This is a genomic window from Rahnella sp. RcJ3 (genome assembly GCF_009498575.1).
Classification (GTDB): domain Bacteria; phylum Pseudomonadota; class Gammaproteobacteria; order Enterobacterales; family Enterobacteriaceae; genus Rahnella; species Rahnella aceris.
Window position 1 is genome coordinate 144,735 of sequence record NZ_QSNX01000012.1, and the last position, 15,627, is coordinate 160,361.

At 51.0% G+C, this 15,627-nt stretch carries 19 protein-coding genes; 10 read left to right on the top strand and 9 right to left on the bottom strand.

The features are described from left to right. Positions 1 to 51 precede the first annotated feature (51 nt). A complete protein-coding gene (punR, locus tag DXU84_RS16875) occupies positions 52 to 957 on the top strand; it encodes a DNA-binding transcriptional activator PunR (RefSeq protein WP_013576087.1) in 906 nt (301 codons plus the stop codon). Between the two features lie 36 nt (positions 958 to 993). Here the strand turns inward: punR and purR are convergent, their stop codons facing one another. Further along, positions 994 to 2,019, bottom strand: a complete 1,026-nt coding sequence (gene purR / locus DXU84_RS16880; protein WP_013576086.1) for an HTH-type transcriptional repressor PurR — start codon at positions 2,017 to 2,019, stop codon at positions 994 to 996. Between the two features lie 334 nt (positions 2,020 to 2,353). On the opposite strand from purR, the gene DXU84_RS25330 reads away from it, so the two are divergent. Further along, a complete protein-coding gene (locus tag DXU84_RS25330; protein WP_122095584.1) occupies positions 2,354 to 2,443 on the top strand; it encodes a YnhF family membrane protein in 90 nt (29 codons plus the stop codon). A gap of 165 nt (positions 2,444 to 2,608) precedes the next feature. On the opposite strand, the gene DXU84_RS16890 is transcribed toward DXU84_RS25330, so the two are convergent. Then, on the bottom strand, positions 2,609 to 3,508 hold the full coding sequence (locus DXU84_RS16890; RefSeq protein ID WP_112152179.1) for a C40 family peptidase: 900 nt from the start codon (positions 3,506 to 3,508) through the stop codon (positions 2,609 to 2,611). Between the two features lie 353 nt (positions 3,509 to 3,861). Between DXU84_RS16890 and DXU84_RS25335 the strand changes: the two genes are divergently transcribed. Further along, entirely contained in the window at positions 3,862 to 3,990 is a 129-nt protein-coding gene (locus DXU84_RS25335; RefSeq protein ID WP_255347866.1) for a hypothetical protein, read from the top strand. After that, positions 3,971 to 4,330, top strand: a complete 360-nt coding sequence (locus tag DXU84_RS16895) for a Grx4 family monothiol glutaredoxin (protein ID WP_013576083.1) — start codon at positions 3,971 to 3,973, stop codon at positions 4,328 to 4,330. The genes DXU84_RS25335 and DXU84_RS16895 overlap by 20 nt, the downstream gene beginning before the upstream one ends. Before the next feature lie 75 nt (positions 4,331 to 4,405). Here the strand turns inward: DXU84_RS16895 and rnt are convergent, their stop codons facing one another. The 3 genes from rnt to DXU84_RS16910 all read right to left on the bottom strand — a co-directional run bounded on the left by rnt (position 4,406) and on the right by DXU84_RS16910 (position 6,881). Beyond that, positions 4,406 to 5,122 carry a ribonuclease T gene (gene rnt / locus DXU84_RS16900; protein WP_013576082.1) on the bottom strand — a complete coding sequence of 239 codons (717 nt, stop codon included), beginning with the start codon at positions 5,120 to 5,122 and terminating at the stop codon, positions 4,406 to 4,408. A gap of 92 nt (positions 5,123 to 5,214) precedes the next feature. Then, complete coding sequence (gene gloA, locus DXU84_RS16905; RefSeq protein ID WP_013576081.1) at positions 5,215 to 5,622, bottom strand: lactoylglutathione lyase; 408 nt, start codon at positions 5,620 to 5,622, stop codon at positions 5,215 to 5,217. Between the two features lie 161 nt (positions 5,623 to 5,783). Beyond that, positions 5,784 to 6,881 (bottom strand): alkene reductase, encoded by a 1,098-nt coding sequence (locus tag DXU84_RS16910; RefSeq protein WP_370461799.1) that lies wholly within the window; start codon positions 6,879 to 6,881, stop codon positions 5,784 to 5,786. A 406-nt stretch (positions 6,882 to 7,287) separates the two neighbouring features. Here DXU84_RS16910 and DXU84_RS16915 point away from each other — a divergent pair, with 406 nt between their 5' ends. Continuing rightward, the gene (locus DXU84_RS16915) at positions 7,288 to 7,527 is read left to right on the top strand and encodes a DUF1289 domain-containing protein (protein WP_013576079.1); all 240 of its coding nucleotides are present in this window, start codon (positions 7,288 to 7,290) and stop codon (positions 7,525 to 7,527) included. A gap of 129 nt (positions 7,528 to 7,656) precedes the next feature. Beyond that, the gene (locus DXU84_RS16920) at positions 7,657 to 8,553 is read left to right on the top strand and encodes an aldo/keto reductase family oxidoreductase (RefSeq protein ID WP_153376267.1); all 897 of its coding nucleotides are present in this window, start codon (positions 7,657 to 7,659) and stop codon (positions 8,551 to 8,553) included. Between the two features lie 5 nt (positions 8,554 to 8,558). On the opposite strand, the gene DXU84_RS16925 is transcribed toward DXU84_RS16920, so the two are convergent. The 3 genes from DXU84_RS16925 to DXU84_RS16935 are packed head-to-tail and all read right to left on the bottom strand — an operon-like array spanning position 8,559 to position 11,703. Continuing rightward, positions 8,559 to 10,610, bottom strand: coding sequence for an FUSC family protein (locus DXU84_RS16925; RefSeq protein WP_370461796.1), 2,052 nt, complete (start codon positions 10,608 to 10,610; stop codon positions 8,559 to 8,561). Between the two features lie 9 nt (positions 10,611 to 10,619). Then, the gene (locus DXU84_RS16930) at positions 10,620 to 11,477 is read right to left on the bottom strand and encodes an HlyD family secretion protein (protein ID WP_013576076.1); all 858 of its coding nucleotides are present in this window, start codon (positions 11,475 to 11,477) and stop codon (positions 10,620 to 10,622) included. Position 11,478: 1 nt separating this feature from the next. Continuing rightward, a complete protein-coding gene (locus DXU84_RS16935; protein WP_015690122.1) occupies positions 11,479 to 11,703 on the bottom strand; it encodes a DUF1656 domain-containing protein in 225 nt (74 codons plus the stop codon). Between the two features lie 194 nt (positions 11,704 to 11,897). On the opposite strand from DXU84_RS16935, the gene slyA reads away from it, so the two are divergent. Next, positions 11,898 to 12,332 carry a transcriptional regulator SlyA gene (slyA, locus tag DXU84_RS16940; RefSeq protein ID WP_013576074.1) on the top strand — a complete coding sequence of 145 codons (435 nt, stop codon included), beginning with the start codon at positions 11,898 to 11,900 and terminating at the stop codon, positions 12,330 to 12,332. 113 nt (positions 12,333 to 12,445) lie between these two features. On the opposite strand, the gene DXU84_RS16945 is transcribed toward slyA, so the two are convergent. Next, entirely contained in the window at positions 12,446 to 12,916 is a 471-nt protein-coding gene (locus tag DXU84_RS16945; RefSeq protein WP_013576073.1) for a glycine zipper 2TM domain-containing protein, read from the bottom strand. 397 nt (positions 12,917 to 13,313) lie between these two features. Here DXU84_RS16945 and anmK point away from each other — a divergent pair, with 397 nt between their 5' ends. From anmK to pdxH, 3 genes are all read left to right on the top strand, one after another. Next, complete coding sequence (gene anmK / locus DXU84_RS16950) at positions 13,314 to 14,432, top strand: anhydro-N-acetylmuramic acid kinase (RefSeq protein WP_015690121.1); 1,119 nt, start codon at positions 13,314 to 13,316, stop codon at positions 14,430 to 14,432. 84 nt (positions 14,433 to 14,516) lie between these two features. Beyond that, the gene (locus tag DXU84_RS16955) at positions 14,517 to 14,828 is read left to right on the top strand and encodes an MliC family protein (protein WP_013576071.1); all 312 of its coding nucleotides are present in this window, start codon (positions 14,517 to 14,519) and stop codon (positions 14,826 to 14,828) included. A 127-nt stretch (positions 14,829 to 14,955) separates the two neighbouring features. Then, positions 14,956 to 15,621, top strand: a complete 666-nt coding sequence (gene pdxH, locus DXU84_RS16960; RefSeq protein WP_013576070.1) for a pyridoxamine 5'-phosphate oxidase — start codon at positions 14,956 to 14,958, stop codon at positions 15,619 to 15,621. Positions 15,622 to 15,627: the final 6 nt, after the last annotated feature.

Consider the following 15,627-nt stretch of genomic DNA (forward strand, 5'->3'; position numbering starts at 1 on the left):
GTGAAACGCTAATATTTGCACTCTGCTATCAAAAATATTGAAGGCTGAATTATGTGGTCAGAATACGCCCTTGAAGTGGTAGATGCCGTGGCAAGAACAGGTAGTTTTAGTGCGGCAGCGCAAGATTTGCACCGCGTACCTTCTGCTATCAGCTATACCGTCCGTCAGCTTGAGCAGTGGCTGGCCGTGCCGTTGTTTGAACGTCGCCATCGTGACGTGGTACTGACGCCTGCGGGAAAGGTTTTTGTCGATGAAGCGCGGATTCTGACAAAAAAAATGATAGCCACGCGCCGGCAGTGTCAGCAGGTGGCGAACGGCTGGCGCGGCGAATTACGTGTGGCGGTTGACCGGATTGTAAAACCCGCACGGACACGGCGTCTGGTGCTCGATTTCTACCGCCATTTTGCGGACACCGAACTCATTATTCACTCAGAAGTGTTTAATGGTGTCTGGGATGCGCTGGTTGACGGGCGGGCAGACGTGGCGATCGGTGCTACACGCGCGATACCGGTTGGCGGGGGCTTCAGTTTTCGTGACATGGGATTTATGGACTGGCATTGCGTCGTCAGCCCGCAACATCCGCTGGCTCAGTTATCCGGCGCGCTGAATGATGATGAGTTGCGGCCTTATCCTGCACTCTGTCTGGAAGACACCTCCCGGACATTGCCTAAGCGGGATACATGGACGCTTGATAACCAGCGGCGGCTGGTCGTGCCAGACTGGACCTGTGCGCTGGAATGCCTGACCGAAGGCTTATGCGTGGGTATGATGCCGGTTCATCGCGTCACGCCGTGGATAGAACAGAAAAAGTTGCAGGTGCTGACGCTGGAAAATACGTTTCCCGACAGCCCGTGTTGCCTGACGTGGGATCAAAGCAATCCGTCACCCTCGCTGGCCTGGTTGCTGGAATATATGGGCGATACAGAAACCATGAATCAGGAATGGCTGCGTGATTAGAAAAAAACGCCTGCATCTGCAGGCGTTCGATATCTGTTAACGGCGGTAATCGCGGTACGGACCATCGGCTACGGAACGGCGTTCGACCAGTTTCGGATGCACCTCAATGGTCTGAGACTCTTCACGCTTACTGACAATTCTGTCCAGCAACATGGTAAAGGCCATTTCACCCAGACGTTCTTTCGGCTGATGCACGGTTGTCAGCGCGGGGGAGAAGTAACGGGCGTTACGCACATTGTCGTAACCGATCACGGAAATATCCTGAGGAACGCGCAGGCCCAGTTCGTCTGCGGCACAGATTGCGCCCATTGCCATCACATCGCCGCCACAAAATACGGCAGTCGGGCGGTGCTTCTGCATCAGAATTTTATGCATCGCCTGATAGCCCGATTCCGGCTCGAAATCGCCCTGAACCACCCATTCGTCACGCAGCGGAATATTGGCTTCAGTCAGTGCTTTCACAAAACCCTGGAAGCGGCCACCGCCGGTATTACGTGCCAGTTGGCCCGGGATCACCCCAATATCACGATGACCGCGTTCAATCAGATAACGCCCGGCCATGTAACCCCCTTCGAAAGCATTATCAATAATGCTGTCGGTGAAGTTCTTACGCGCTTCGCCCCAGTCCATGACCACCATTGGGATCGAACGGTGCTCCTCGAGCATATTGAGCAACTCATCAGGATATTCCGCGCACATCACCAGCAAGCCATCGACGCGTTTTTGCGCCAGCATTTGCAGGTAGGCTTGTTGTTTTTCCAGATTATTATGCGAGTTACACAAAATCAGCGTATAGCCTTTGGAGAAGCAGCTGTTTTCTACGGCTTCAATCACTTCGGCAAAATAGGGCGCTTCGCTGGAGGTGGCAAGCAGACCGATCGTTTTGGTGTTATTGACCTTCAGACTGCGGGCTACAGCACTCGGCGAGTAATGTAACTCTTTGATTGCAAGGAGAACCGCTTCTTTGGTTTCTTCGGCGACGAAACGTGTTTTATTGATGACGTGCGACACGGTTGTAGTGGAAACGCCAGCGCGCTTTGCGACATCTTTAATCGTTGCCATGTAAACAATGACTCCTGAACTCACGTGTTTCAGCACGTTAGCATTATGTTAATCGTTTGCTTGCGTGGATCTCACTGCTGGCTTCTAAAAGGGCAGTGAAATCGTTGGGTGGATTCTTCAGAATGAGGCGTGAAATGCTCTCGGGTGAAATCAACCGGCACACAGGCGTGTTAACCGACAATTTTCTCTTATAATGCAGGAAAGTGGAAGTAAAATTCTCAGGGATACATTGTCATTCAGCACAAGATTTTAAATGTTAATTATGCGAAAATGCGTTGGCACACAATTAGTGTGGCTTAAAAAATGCCACAATTTGATCCGAAAGGGGGGTTTGATGGACAGCAACCTGAAATTATCGTTGATCACCACGGTATGCGCTTTGCTTATGATTATCGCTTTCAGCTTCACTGCGGTGATGAACTGATTCAGTAAGTGAACCGCTATAAAAAAGGGCGATTCCTGTTACAGGAATCGCCCTTTTCAATTTTACGCAGTGGCCGTTACCGCCGATACTCTTCCCTGCAGAAACTCTTCGTTAAATGCTATTCAATGGCTGATTAGCGAAACTTCAGACTTAACGAATTGTTTATTATCGGATCGTTTTCGGCGTCATTACCCGGCGTGCACCCACATAATGATCTTGCCAGTAATCGTCGCCGAGAGAGGTGATTTTAATGTCTTCGCCCGTTCTTGGAGACTGAATAAACTTGCCGTTCCCCACGTAAACACCAACATGGTCTGCAGCGCCGCGGTTATTGATTCTGAAGAACACCAGATCACCGCTTTCAAGTTCGCCGCGTTTGACCGGAGCCGCATCGCGCAGGTGATACATTTCATTCGCTGTGCGTGGCATTTTAATACGGATCAAATCTTTGTAGGCGTAATAGACTAAGCCGCTGCAATCAAAACCGGTATTCGGCGAGGTTCCGCCCCAGCGATATGGTTTTCCTACCTGATGCATCAGTTTGGTCATCGCCGTTTGCTGGGCATGCTGATAGCGTTTTTTATGCGTTGCACTTAGCGTAATCGGTTTGCTGTCTTCTTCGGGCTTTTTACCTTTACGGTGCCGGCCATACGCTTCTTTTTTACTGACCCTTTCCGTGCTGTTTTTCGCGAGTGAACGGGTTTTGGCGTGTTTCTCTGTTTTGCTTTCGGCCCGCGTGGTCTTCAGTGTCTTTTCTTTTTTACTTTCGGCCCGGGTCGTTTTGACACTTTTCTCCGTCGTGGTCTTTCGTTTAGCCAGTTCGGTACTTTTAACTTTCTTCTTCGAATTCTTGTCCTGAATTTTTTGTTCTGTCACTGGCGCGATTTTAGTTTTTTTACTGGTTTTCGCGGCCACCGTTTTTCGCTTTCGCCGTTCTTCAGGTGCAGCCTGATTAACATGGCTTTTACGCTGATCGGCAGAAACACGTGTCTGCGGCGATGCATGTGCCATATTCAGAAATAGCTGGGTAAAGAGCAGCACAAAAAGCGTGAACAGTAAGCGCATAGCTTCGTTACCATGAGTGGTAGGTTAAACATCAGGGATGTCAGAGTATTGCCTAAAAGAACCTGACAAAAAAGCACGAATTGACTCGATTCTAGATCATATTGTGAGAAAAAGTTAATGGCTTTTTTTATGTCGAAATAACCGCCATTTTTAGTCAAAAAAATAACCACTTTTCATGGTGTTAATATTTGAGTTAAAGAATGGAATTTTGCAAATCTGGCGTTATCGGTGAACGCCAAAAATGTTATTCTCAATGAATGTTTAAAGATGTGAGCCTGAGCGCACACATTAAAGATTGTTAAACAAAATGCCAGTATTGAGAAAGACCCCACAAAAAATGGCGTTTTTATCTGATGGCTGCCATCGTTACAATAGAAGGTATTGTGATTGCGCACCGTCTCTTTATGCTGCGCGTGAAGAGTAATGATCGTGACAGCCTGTACCGGCTTGAGGAAGCAAGAAATGACCACTCCAACAATTGAAAAAATTCAGAAGCAAGTTTCTGAAAACCCGATTCTGCTGTACATGAAAGGTTCGCCAAAACTGCCAAGCTGCGGTTTCTCCGCTCAGGCTGTTCAGGCGCTTTCAGCCTGTGGCGAGCGTTTCGCTTACGTGGATATCCTGCAGAACCCGGACATCCGTGCTGAGATGCCAAAATTTGCTAACTGGCCAACGTTCCCGCAACTGTGGGTTGACGGTGAACTGGTTGGCGGCTGCGACATCGTGGTTGAGATGTTCCAGCGCGGTGAACTGCAGCAGTTGATCAAAGAAACCGCTGAGAAATACAAATCTTCTGAAGAGAGTAATACGACAGAAGACTAACGGTTTTTCGGCCGGAAAGTAAAAAGAGCGACATGATGTCGCTCTTTTTTTGTCTTCAGTTCGGTGCAAAAGTTGTTATTGCTGATTTTCTTCCGATGCTGTTTCGTCTTCGACTTCTTCGTCTGAAAGCGCCAGAGGCCAGCCTCCTAAGCGTTTCCAGCGGTTGACCAGCTCGCAGAACAACTCGGCTGTGCGCTCGGTGTCATACAACGCAGAATGTGCCTGGCTGCTGTCAAAGACGATGCCCGCGCTGATACAGGCTTTTGCCAGCACCGTTTGCCCAAGCACCAGCCCGCTTAATGCGGCGGTATCAAACGTGGCAAAAGGGTGGAACGGATTACGTTTCAGTCCGGCACGTTCAGCCGCTGCCATCAGGAAGCTGTGATCAAAATTGGCGTTGTGCGCCACGATGATCGCGCGGTTACAGTTTTGCTCTTTCATCCCTTTACGGATGACTTTGAAAATCTCGTGCAGGGCTTCATATTCACTGACTGCACCGCGTAACGGATTGGTCGGATCGATACCGTTAAACGCCAGGGCTTCCGGCACCAGTATCGCGCCTTCAAAGGGCTCGACGTGGAAATGCACGGTCTCATCGCTTTGCAGCCAGCCGTCCTCATCCATCTTCAGGGTGATGGCTGCAATTTCCAGCAGCGCATCGGTTTTGGCATTAAATCCGGCGGTTTCTACGTCGATAACCACGGGATAAAAACCACGAAAACGGCCTCTCAGGGCGTTAATGTCACTATTCTCGGCCATTAGTTTCTTATCTTCATCGAATTCAGCACGCATTATGGCAAATTTTGCCGCCACTTGCAGGGTTGTGGCAAAAATGGGTCAATAAAAAAGGGCGCGATTGCGCCCCTGCCAGTGTTCGGGGAAGATTAATTCCCCAGCCCCTGACCTGCGTGTTTGGATTCGATCAGCTCGATTTTATAGCCGTCCGGATCTTCTACAAACGCGATAATGGTAGATCCGCCTTTGACCGGGCCGGCTTCACGGGTCACTTTCCCGCCTGCATTACGGATGTCATCACAGGTTTGCGCGACGTTATCAACGCCCAATGCGATATGACCGTAAGCCGTGCCGATGTCATAGCTGTCGACGCCCCAGTTATAGGTCAGTTCGATCACTGCACCTTCACTTTCTTCGGTATAACCGACGAAAGCCAGAGAGTATTTATATTCAGTGTTTTCGCTGGTACGCAGCAAACGCATACCTAAAACATCGGTATAGAAGCTGATAGCACGTTGCAGATCGCCAACGCGAAGCATGGTGTGGAGTAAACGCATAGGTTCCTCTTTATTTGCAGGATGAGAGTTAACGGGTCAAGCCTAACTGATAGCCGCCGTTTTGTCTGTATTACGGCGACGGCTTGTTGAATGACTGACCAAAAAAAACAGCAGAAGGAGGGCCTCTTCTGCTGCAAGAAGTGAATCACTCTTTTTAATTATTACAGTGTCGGATAATCGGTATAGCCTTGCGCACCGCCGCCGTAGAAAGTTTCCGGTTTGGGTTCGTTGAGAGGCGCATGAGATTTCAGGCGCTCAACCAGATCAGGGTTCGCGATATAGCTGCGGCCAAATGCCACGGCATCGATATAACCTTTTTCGATCAGTTCTTCGCCTTTTTCTGCGGTGTAAGCACCAGCCCCCACAATCACACCCTGATAATGCGCACGGATCACCGCCCGGAATTCTGTGGAGTAAGGTTTGCCGCCAGCCCAGTCCGGTTCGGAGATATGCAGGTAAGCGAGTTTGCGCTTGTTCAGTTCATCGAGCAGGTAGATAGCCGCCTGTTCCTGATCTTCGCCGTTATCCAGCCCGTTGAAGGGACCCATTGGCGAAATGCGGATGCCCACACGTTCAGCGCCAATAGCCCCGATGGCAGCATCAACCACTTCCAGCGTCAGACGGGTACGGTTTTCAATGCTGCCGCCGTATTCATCTTCACGCAGGTTGGACGCCGGAGACATAAACTGATGCAGCAGATAGCCGTGCGCGGCATGCAGTTCGATGTAATCGAAACCAGCTTCGGCGGAGCAGGCGGCAGCATGACGGAAATCATTCACGATCCCCGGAATTTCGCTGAGCGCTAAGGCGCGCGGTGTCGGGCAATCGACACGAATGGCGTGACCTTGCTCATCACGCAAGCTGGTCCGCGTGTTCGGGTTGACGGCCGAAGGCGCGACCGGTGTCTGGTTGTCAGGCTGAACGCTGTTATGCGAGATACGTCCGGTGTGCCACAGCTGAACCGCAATGCGCCCGTCTTTCTGATGTACGCCGTCCACGATTTTTTTCCATGCAGCGACTTGTTCCGGCGTATGCAGGCCAGGTGCGCCGGCATACCCTTTCGCCTGGAATGAAACCTGAGTGGCTTCAGTAATGATCAGGCCAGAACTGTGGCGCTGTGCGTAATATTCGCCCATGAGCGTTGTAGGGATGTCACCCGGTTCGATGCTGCGCAGACGGGTAAGCGGTGCCATAAAGACACGGTTAGACAACGTGTTTTTACCGACAACAATGGGGGTGAAAAGCTTGGTCATTTCAATAACTCCGACGTTAATGGACTGATCGGTAAGACGTTCATGGATAACTTTCACGTCAAACGACCCTTTCTTAATGCCACCTTTCTATCGCATCTGACCTGTTTGTGACTACGCGCACGGTGCTTTTTCACCAAACGCATCCTGATTTCAGGTTTGCATCCATACTTTAAGGGCAAAAAAGATTGAAAAAGAGCCGGCGGGTGCCGGCTGAGGTGAGGGCAAACCTCTGTTTTCTTGGTGAGGGCTTGCGAAACAGTAGGGCCATTTTCCGACAGGTGAAAACGGCTAAACGGACGGTAGCAGATCTGTGTTGCAGATATTTGAAGAATGAAACACAAGACGTAAATTACCTTGCGGGATAGCAGGAAAGCGTCTTGAATAAATGTTCACCGTTATTTGCGGAGGGTGTGTGGCTCAGCAGCTCGAATTTTTTGACATCCCCAGTCCATGCCGTGGCATTTGTCAGGCAGATGAACGCGGTTATTGCCGTGGCTGCCTGCGCAGTCGCGAGGAGCGTTTCGGCTGGATAAAAATGACTGACACAGAAAAACGCCATGTGCTGCGGTTATGTCAGCAACGCCTGCTGCGCCAGCAACGTGCAGGAAAACAGCCGGACGAACCCTTGCCGCAGCAACCGGAGTTGTTCTGATTTCACCTGTCATTTATCGCCATCGTGACGGCGGTCCGCTTCCTGACAATTCTTGCTCGTCGCATCAATACAGCACCACGGGCGTTGTGTATTCTGTGGGTCGAAAATCGAAAATATAAGGGATTCACAATGGAAGCACACACCCCGATTTCTCCGCAAGGGCCGGTATTTTCAACGCTGATTTGTGGTTACTGGCGGCTGATGGAATGGAACATGACGCCGCAACAGGTTCTGGCGTTCATGGAACAGCACATTGAAATGGGCATTACGACAGTCGATCATGCAGATATTTATGGCGGCTATCAGTGTGAAGCGGCATTTGGTGAGGCGTTGCGTCTTAACCCCTCTTTGCGCGAAAAAATGCAACTGGTCAGTAAATGCGGCATCGCCACCACGGCAGATCCCGACAACAAAATCGGTCATTACATTACGGATACGCAGTACATTGTGGATCGTGCGGAGCAATCACTGCGCAATCTGCGTACCGATTATCTGGATTTATTGCTGATCCACCGCCCGGATCCGCTGATGGATGCCGATGAAGTCGCTGAGGCGTTCACGCGGTTGCATAAATGCGGCAAAGTAAAACATTTCGGTGTGTCCAACTTCACCCCGGCACAGTTCAGCTTGTTGCAATCGCGTCTGCCATTTTCGCTGGTGACCAATCAGCTAGAAATTTCCCCCATTCATCAGCCCGCCATTCTTGACGGCACGTTGGATCTTTGCCAGCAACTGCGTATCAAACCGATGGCGTGGTCCTGTCTGGGGGGCGGTCGTCTGTTCAGCGATACAGAATTCCAGCCGCTGCGTGATGAACTTCAGACTGTGGCGAATGAAATTGGCGCAGACACTATTGAACAGGTGGTCTACGCCTGGGTCACGCGGCTGCCGTCTCAGCCGTTGCCGATTATCGGCTCGGGCAAAATCGGGCGCGTGCAGTCAGCGCTGAAGTCATTGTCTCTGGAAATGACCCGTCAGCAATGGTTCCGCATTCGTAAAGCCGCATTAGGATTTGATGTACCTTAATGTTTTCACGCGGGTTTTGTGGCGCTGACCGCGGGATCCGCCGGGCCATCTTCTGTTGAGATGGCCTGCTGCAATTGTGACAGCGAGCAGTATAAACGCCAGATCACGCCTGCCAGTTCACGCGCTGCAGGTTCCGGATGGTGAGCCAGTGAATTGCTCATCCGCATTAACTCAATCAACGTGGCGTCCAGATTTTCATGGCTGACGCCGCGCTCCGTCATTACCCCTTTCAGACAATGAATACACACATCCCGCACCGCAGACAGCGGATCCGAGCGGGTTTCCCATTCGCGTAACTGCCAGACAATATGGCTGCAATTAAGCAGCACCACACCCCAGCGTAATAACCAGGTTCGGGAGAGGTGATCTTTACTTTGATTGAGCTGATTCATCCGGTGATAAATCAGGGATTCAAACTGGAAATGGCTCAGCGAGGGGTTACGGCTAAGCTGATCCATAAAATCACGACGCAGGGCGCGGATAATGCGACGGCTTTTGCGCTTATCAGAGCTGGGCCTTAACACCTGAAAGGCAATTCCGGCCAACATCACACCGGCAATTTTCGCTACGCCGTCATTCATAAAAGACTGATAGTCGTAATCCGGCGGATTCGTGACGGCTAAAAAAGATCCCATAAACACAATCATTTGCCCCCATAAACCGGCGTAACTTTTGTATTGTAGTTTCATCATCTGCATCGTTACTAACATCGGCAGGAAGAAAGCGCAGAACACCCAGAAATTGTCGATTTGGACCATCAGCCCAAATTTCAGCAGGAAACAGCCGACAAACAGTAACCCCAATGATTTTATTAACAGCGTGATACTGCTGATCGGCGAGGCCGTGGAAGAATAAAGCACGCAACTGACAGCCGTCAGTGCCACCGCACCGGCACCTGAATCCCACTGCGTCGTCATCCAGAAGGCGCAACCGATCACAATACACAAAAATGTCCGCAGCCCGTTGTACGCGGCCTCAAGGGTATCGGTGTGCTGGGCAAGATGGCTGATTTTCGGTGGCTGGAGAGTGTCGGCTTTGGCTGCGTTGGCATTTTCCACCCGCTGCAACCAACGTTCACTGCGAAGATATAGCCAGCAAAAATCGCGTAAACGGTGCCAGAAAGCCTGATGGCGGAAATCAGACGTATCCTGTGGCTGAATATGCAGCAGAATTCTGGACAGCTTGAATTTATCCGTGTCCGGCTTACGCAGTTCATCAAGCAAAACGACCAGTACCTCTTGTAAGTTTTCCGGGGGATTGGGCCAGTTCAGCAGCATCCGGCGCAGGCTGGAAATGTAGCTGGTCATGCGTAATTGCTGATGCAGTAAATAATTAACGACATTATTTTGGCGACGCAGGCGGTAATGGCTCCAGAATGCCTGGATACGCAGAAGATTCATGGTCAGGATCTGGCCGATCAATCCTTCGTGCGACGTTCTGATCTGATCTGAAATTTCCGTACGCCACAACAATTGCGCATGTTCCAGCAACCGGGTATGCATTTTGCGCAGCGAGGTGAGCAGGGCATCACTGTCGGACGTACTGGGCAGCACCATCATCATAAAACCACCGCACAAAATACCGGTGATGACTTCGCCGACACGCGCCTGTGCGATATCAAAAATCTGTGTCGCATCGGTGACGTCTACGGTGGAGAACGCAATGATTGCCGCCGTGTAACCTGCCAGGGCAAACGCATAAGAGACGTTGTTCTGATAATGGTTGGAGACGTAGGTACAAATCCCCAGCCATGCGGCAATGGCAAAAGTGAAGAGCCAGGGCTCATTCAGACAATGTCCGGCAATAAACACCGCGCCCACGGCACCCAGCAGGCTGCCCATAATTCGCCCGATACTTTTACTGATAACGCCGCCGACGGTGGGGAAACTCACCACCGCTGCCGAGGTCAGGGCCCAGTAAGGCTCGTCCATCTGAAATTCAAAAGCGATATAAAGCGCCAGTATCATCGCGATGGAATTGCGCAGGGCGTAGCGCCATTGTCCCCAACTGGCCTTTCCCCACGGAGTATTTTTCCATTCGAGCCAGGAAAGATTCACTGCGCCACCTTAATTACGGATTGCGATTGTGCAGGTGGTTCCGGCAACCAGCACCACGTGTTCCGGCACATTCTCAAGCTGAATACGCACCGGCACGCGCTGGGCCAGACGTACCCACGGCACATTGGGTTTCACATTCATCAGCAAATCTTCCGGGGCATCGAGGCTCTGGTCATAAATAGCCCGGCCAATACTTTCGACCCGACCCTGCAACGGAATATTGCCGTTAAATAGTGTGATATCCGCCATGTTGCCTTCGCGAATATTTTTGAGTTTGGTTTCTTCGAAATATCCCAGAATGTAGAAAGAATGAATATCCACCAGCCCGACCAGCGGTGTCCCGGACGTGGCATAGTTTCCACGGCGAGTTTGCAGATTGGTGATATAACCATCAGTCGGCGCAACAATTGTGGTTTTACTTAGATTCCATTTGGCCTGTTCTAATGATGCCTGTGCCGCCTGATAGGCCGCCTGCATAGCTTTGGCGCTGATATTGGATTCATCGAGGGATTCGGCGGAAATAACATTGGTACCCAGCCCTCTGCGGCGCCGGGCTTCGTGACTGGCTTTGGCTAAATCAGCCGCGGCTTTCGCTACCGCAGCTTCGGCATTATCAACAGCGATTTTAAAAGGCACCGGATCCAGACTGAAAAGCGGGTCTCCGCTTTTAACAAACTGGTTATCATGGATATTTATTTCAATAATGCGCCCCGAAACTTCCGGCGTGATATTGACAATCTCGGCGCGCACTTTGCCGTCCCGGGTCCAGGGCGATTGCATATAATAATTCCACATCCACCAGCCTGCACAAATTGCGACCGCGAAAACCAGCACGGTAGAGAAATATTTGAGTGTCTTAAATTTCATTTCAGAGGTTCACCATAAGCATCAGTGCGGCACAAATAGAGATCACAAAAAGAGATAAATCCATCAGGGTGGGATGCCAGACTTCACCGGAATAAATCCAATCACGCAGCACGCGATGTATCAAAAGCCAGAATACGAATCCCAGTAAAAATGCTTTGAACATCGGGGGGAAATAAAGTGAGGCACCCAGGACCAGATCCGGTAGCGGGAAGCCTGAGTGAAACATTTGCGCATTCACAATATTAATCTCTGCCAGTGATTGTGTTATAAACAAGCTTAACTTTGGAAGCAGAGACTCTGCTTCCGGATGCAATCGTACCTACTATTATATATAGAATTGTAATTTCTCGATTAATGTTCCTAAAACTAAGCTAAACTCTGGGGAGTTATCTTAGCATGCTAATTATAAGGAGGGGATAATTGGAATCGAATCTGGGGTCAGATCTAGCACGATTAGTTCGTGCCTGGCGTGCGTTGATTGACGATCGGTTAAAACCGTTGGAACTCACGCAAACACATTGGGTAACACTTCATAATATCAATATGTTACCTCCGGAGCAGTCTCAGATTCAGCTGGCGAAAGCCATCGGGATTGAGCAACCGTCTCTGGTTCGTACGCTTGATCAACTGGAAGAAAAGAAGCTGATCACCCGTCAGACTTGTGCGAGCGATCGCCGTGCTAAGCGCATCAAGCTGACTGAAGAAGCCGCACCGATCATTAATGAAATGGAATCAGTTATTGATTGCACGCGTAAAGAGATTTTGTCCGGCATGTCTTCTTCTGAAATCGAACAACTGGGCGGGATGTTGTCCCGGCTGGAAAAAAATATTGCTTCCCTGCAAAGCAAATCATAAAAATCGACTTTTATTACGTCACACAGCGTTGCTTTTGATCCGACAGAAAAGAATTACCCATAAAAAAAAACCGAAGCCACTGGCTTCGGTTTTTTGCGTTGAGACCGGGAAAATCAGGCGCCAGGGGACACAGTAATTGTGCTACCGCTGCTGGCCATGCTCACACGCTGGCCGACGCTGAATTTGGTTGCTCCGACTTTCTGAACCACCTGAATGGTTGTACCGTCATCACGACGAATTTGCAGTTCTACGCCGTTTGAACGGTTAAGCGAACTTTGCACACCCTGACCTGCAACGCCACCTGCGACTGCACCTGCAGCGGTTGCCAGACTACGTCCGGTACCCCCACCGACGGTATTCCCCAGGAAACCACCCAATACCGCACCACCAAGTGCGCCGACGATGTTTGCATCATCTCCGCCCTGGATTTGTACTGCACGGGTAGACACGATGGTGCCGTAGGTCACTTGCTGAATTTGCTTCGCCTGGGATGCGGAGTAAACATCGCCAGACAGAGAGTTATCGCTGACGCAGCCAGCAAGGGAAACACCGGCAAGGGCGACGACGAGTAAACGCTTAATCATAAATAGCTCCTTTATTATGCTGCTGCATACGTTTGAGAGTAGCGGCACCAACAGAGAAAAAACAGTGCACAAGTTCAACATCAGTGTCGAAGGTGTCATATAACATACTTGTTTCACTTCCACCTAGTATACAGAAGGCGTGCTCAACTAATAATAAACGCAGGTTTACGTTTTAGACAGCAAAGTGCGCAATCAAAAATACGGGTATCCGATGTTGTTATTGGTGGTTTTTACAACACGGCTATTTTCAGGAATAAAAAACGTAACAAGAAAAACACGAAGTCATCACACCATGTAATAAAAAATCAGTAACTCATGGCGTTGCCCTTCAAATACCGATTACTCTGTGGTGATTACTTTTTCTGACGAGTTTCCTGGAGAGTTAAGGATGTTATCTATGAAGTCAGGTCGCTATATCGGTGTGATGTCCGGCACCAGTCTCGACGGTGTTGATGTCGTACTGGCCGCCATTGATGAGCACATGGTCGCGCAGCAAGCCAGCTATTCACATCCTATTCCTCTGGCTTTGAAAAATGCGATCCTCGGGATGTGTCAGGGCCAACAGGTGACGCTTGAACAGGTCGGGACGCTTGATACTCAGCTGGGTATTTTGTTCGGTGAGGCCGTATTAGGTTTGTTGAAAAATGCCAATATCTCCCCTGACGAAGTGACCGCCATTGGCTGCCACGGGCAAACTGTCTGGCACCAGCCGAAAGGTGACACGACATTTTCTATGCAGCTGGGTGATAACAACCGCATTGCGGCCATGACCGGCATTACCACCGTGGGCGATTTCCGTCGCCGGGATATGGCATGGGGCGGGCAGGGCGCGCCGCTGGTGCCTGCTTTCCATCAGGCATTGCTGGCTGATCCGGCCGAGCGCCGTATGATCCTCAATATTGGCGGCATCGCGAATCTTTCAATGCTGCTGCCGGGCCAGCCGGTGCGTGGTTACGATACCGGTCCGGGAAATATGTTGATGGATGCGTGGGTCTGGCGTCATCTGGCACAGCCATATGATAAAGGGGCTGAATGGGCAAATCAGGGGCGGGTGAACTTACGTTTGCTCCAGCAGATGCTGTCTGATCCTTACTTTGCCGAACCTGCACCGAAAAGTACCGGGCGTGAATATTTCAATATGGCGTGGCTGGAAAAGCAACTGGCGCGTGCTCCTGAAATCTCCCCGCCGGATGTGCAGGCGACGCTGGCTGAACTGACCGCAGTAAGCATCGCCGAGCAAGTGCAACTGGCTGGCGGATGCGACCGGCTGATGGTGTGTGGCGGCGGGGCGCGCAATCCGTTACTGATGGCGCGACTCTCAGCCATGTTGCCGGGCACGGAAGTTTGCACCACGGATGCCTGCGGTATCAGCGGTGATGACATGGAAGCACTGGCGTTTGCCTGGCTGGCATTCCGCACGTTATCCGGTCAGCCGGGCAATTTGCCGTCGGTTACCGGTGCAAGTCGTGAAACTCTGCTCGGCGCAATTTATCCGGTTGTTTCAACCCGTTCCTGATGCGTTCTCGGTTTTATCTCAATGTGCTGCGCCTGCGGGCGTGGTACATAAAAGAGATAATTGAAGACCATCAGGGAGCACCGAATGAAAAAGGCGATTATCGCTACGTTAGCAGGATTCACACTGGCAGGATGCAGCCAGTTCAGCCACCAGACCGAAAGTCCGACAGAAGAATTACACTACCAGTGCGGGACCTTACCGCTGACGATCACGCTGGATAAACCGGCGCAGCAGGTCAGTATGGTTCTCGATGGTGAACAGCTGAAACTGAAACAGATTGAGTCCGCTTCTGGCACCCAATACAGCGATGGCCATTACACGTTTTGGTCTAAAGGTAATCAGGCCTTTGTGCAGCGTGGTGAGAACGTCATTATCGACGACTGCGTCCAAAAATAACCCCTTTCATACTTCGAGTTGCAGATGCGCTGGCTGCGTTTACTCCGCGCCGCGTCAGGAACATTGAGATCCTGACGCGGCGGGTGCACAATGCGCTTACCTTCCTTAGATACGCAACTTAATCCATATGTCTGATAACAAAGAGTTTGATATTGCGGACTCGCGCCGCGAATACACCCGTGGCGGGCTGCGTCGTGCTGATTTAACCCCTGAGCCGCTGCCTTTGTTTGAACACTGGCTGAAACAGGCCTGTGACGCCCGTCTGGCTGACCCGACGGCGATGGTGGTGGCGACGGTTGATGAGCGCGGACAGCCTTTCCAGCGCATTGTGCTGCTTAAGCACTACGACGAAAAGGGGCTGGTGTTTTACACCAATCTGGGGAGTCGCAAGGCGCAGCAACTGGCAAACAACTCACGCATCAGCCTGTTGTTTCCGTGGCACATGCTGGACCGGCAGGTGATTGTGCTCGGTCAGGCAGAACGTCTCTCTACGCTGGAAGTCATGAAATACTTCACCAGCCGCCCGAAAGATAGCCAGATCGGCGCATGGGTTTCGCAGCAGTCCAGCCGAATTTCGGCACGCGGCGTGCTCGAAAGCAAATTCCTCGAACTGAAACAGAAATTCAGCAATGGCGAAGTGCCGCTGCCAAGTTTCTGGGGCGGTTTCCGCGTCAAAGTGGATTCGATGGAGTTCTGGCAGGGCGGTGAACATCGTCTGCACGATCGGTTCATTTACCAGCGTGACGAAGCAGAGCCTCAAACTGGCTGGAAAATAGACCGCCTCGCCCCCTGACCACGA

Excerpts from the sequence above, each read along its gene's own strand:
- rnt (WP_013576082.1), bottom strand. The coding sequence starts at position 5,122 with ATGCGTGCTGAATTCGATGAAGATAAGAAACTAATGGCCGAGAATAGT.
- DXU84_RS16890 (WP_112152179.1), bottom strand. The coding sequence starts at position 3,508 with ATGCGCTTACTGTTCACGCTTTTTGTGCTGCTCTTTACCCAGCTATTT.
- DXU84_RS16930 (WP_013576076.1), bottom strand. The coding sequence starts at position 11,477 with ATGAAATTTAAGACACTCAAATATTTCTCTACCGTGCTGGTTTTCGCG.
- punR (WP_013576087.1), top strand. The coding sequence starts at position 52 with ATGTGGTCAGAATACGCCCTTGAAGTGGTAGATGCCGTGGCAAGAACA.
- pdxH (WP_013576070.1), top strand. The coding sequence starts at position 14,956 with ATGTCTGATAACAAAGAGTTTGATATTGCGGACTCGCGCCGCGAATAC.
- DXU84_RS16955 (WP_013576071.1), top strand. The coding sequence starts at position 14,517 with ATGAAAAAGGCGATTATCGCTACGTTAGCAGGATTCACACTGGCAGGA.
- anmK (WP_015690121.1), top strand. The coding sequence starts at position 13,314 with ATGAAGTCAGGTCGCTATATCGGTGTGATGTCCGGCACCAGTCTCGAC.
- DXU84_RS16895 (WP_013576083.1), top strand. The coding sequence starts at position 3,971 with ATGACCACTCCAACAATTGAAAAAATTCAGAAGCAAGTTTCTGAAAAC.
- DXU84_RS16935 (WP_015690122.1), bottom strand. The coding sequence starts at position 11,703 with ATGTTTCACTCAGGCTTCCCGCTACCGGATCTGGTCCTGGGTGCCTCA.
- gloA (WP_013576081.1), bottom strand. The coding sequence starts at position 5,622 with ATGCGTTTACTCCACACCATGCTTCGCGTTGGCGATCTGCAACGTGCT.
- DXU84_RS25335 (WP_255347866.1), top strand. The coding sequence starts at position 3,862 with ATGGCTGCCATCGTTACAATAGAAGGTATTGTGATTGCGCACCGTCTC.
- purR (WP_013576086.1), bottom strand. The coding sequence starts at position 2,019 with ATGGCAACGATTAAAGATGTCGCAAAGCGCGCTGGCGTTTCCACTACA.
- DXU84_RS16945 (WP_013576073.1), bottom strand. The coding sequence starts at position 12,916 with ATGATTAAGCGTTTACTCGTCGTCGCCCTTGCCGGTGTTTCCCTTGCT.
- DXU84_RS16920 (WP_153376267.1), top strand. The coding sequence starts at position 7,657 with ATGGAAGCACACACCCCGATTTCTCCGCAAGGGCCGGTATTTTCAACG.
- DXU84_RS25330 (WP_122095584.1), top strand. The coding sequence starts at position 2,354 with ATGGACAGCAACCTGAAATTATCGTTGATCACCACGGTATGCGCTTTG.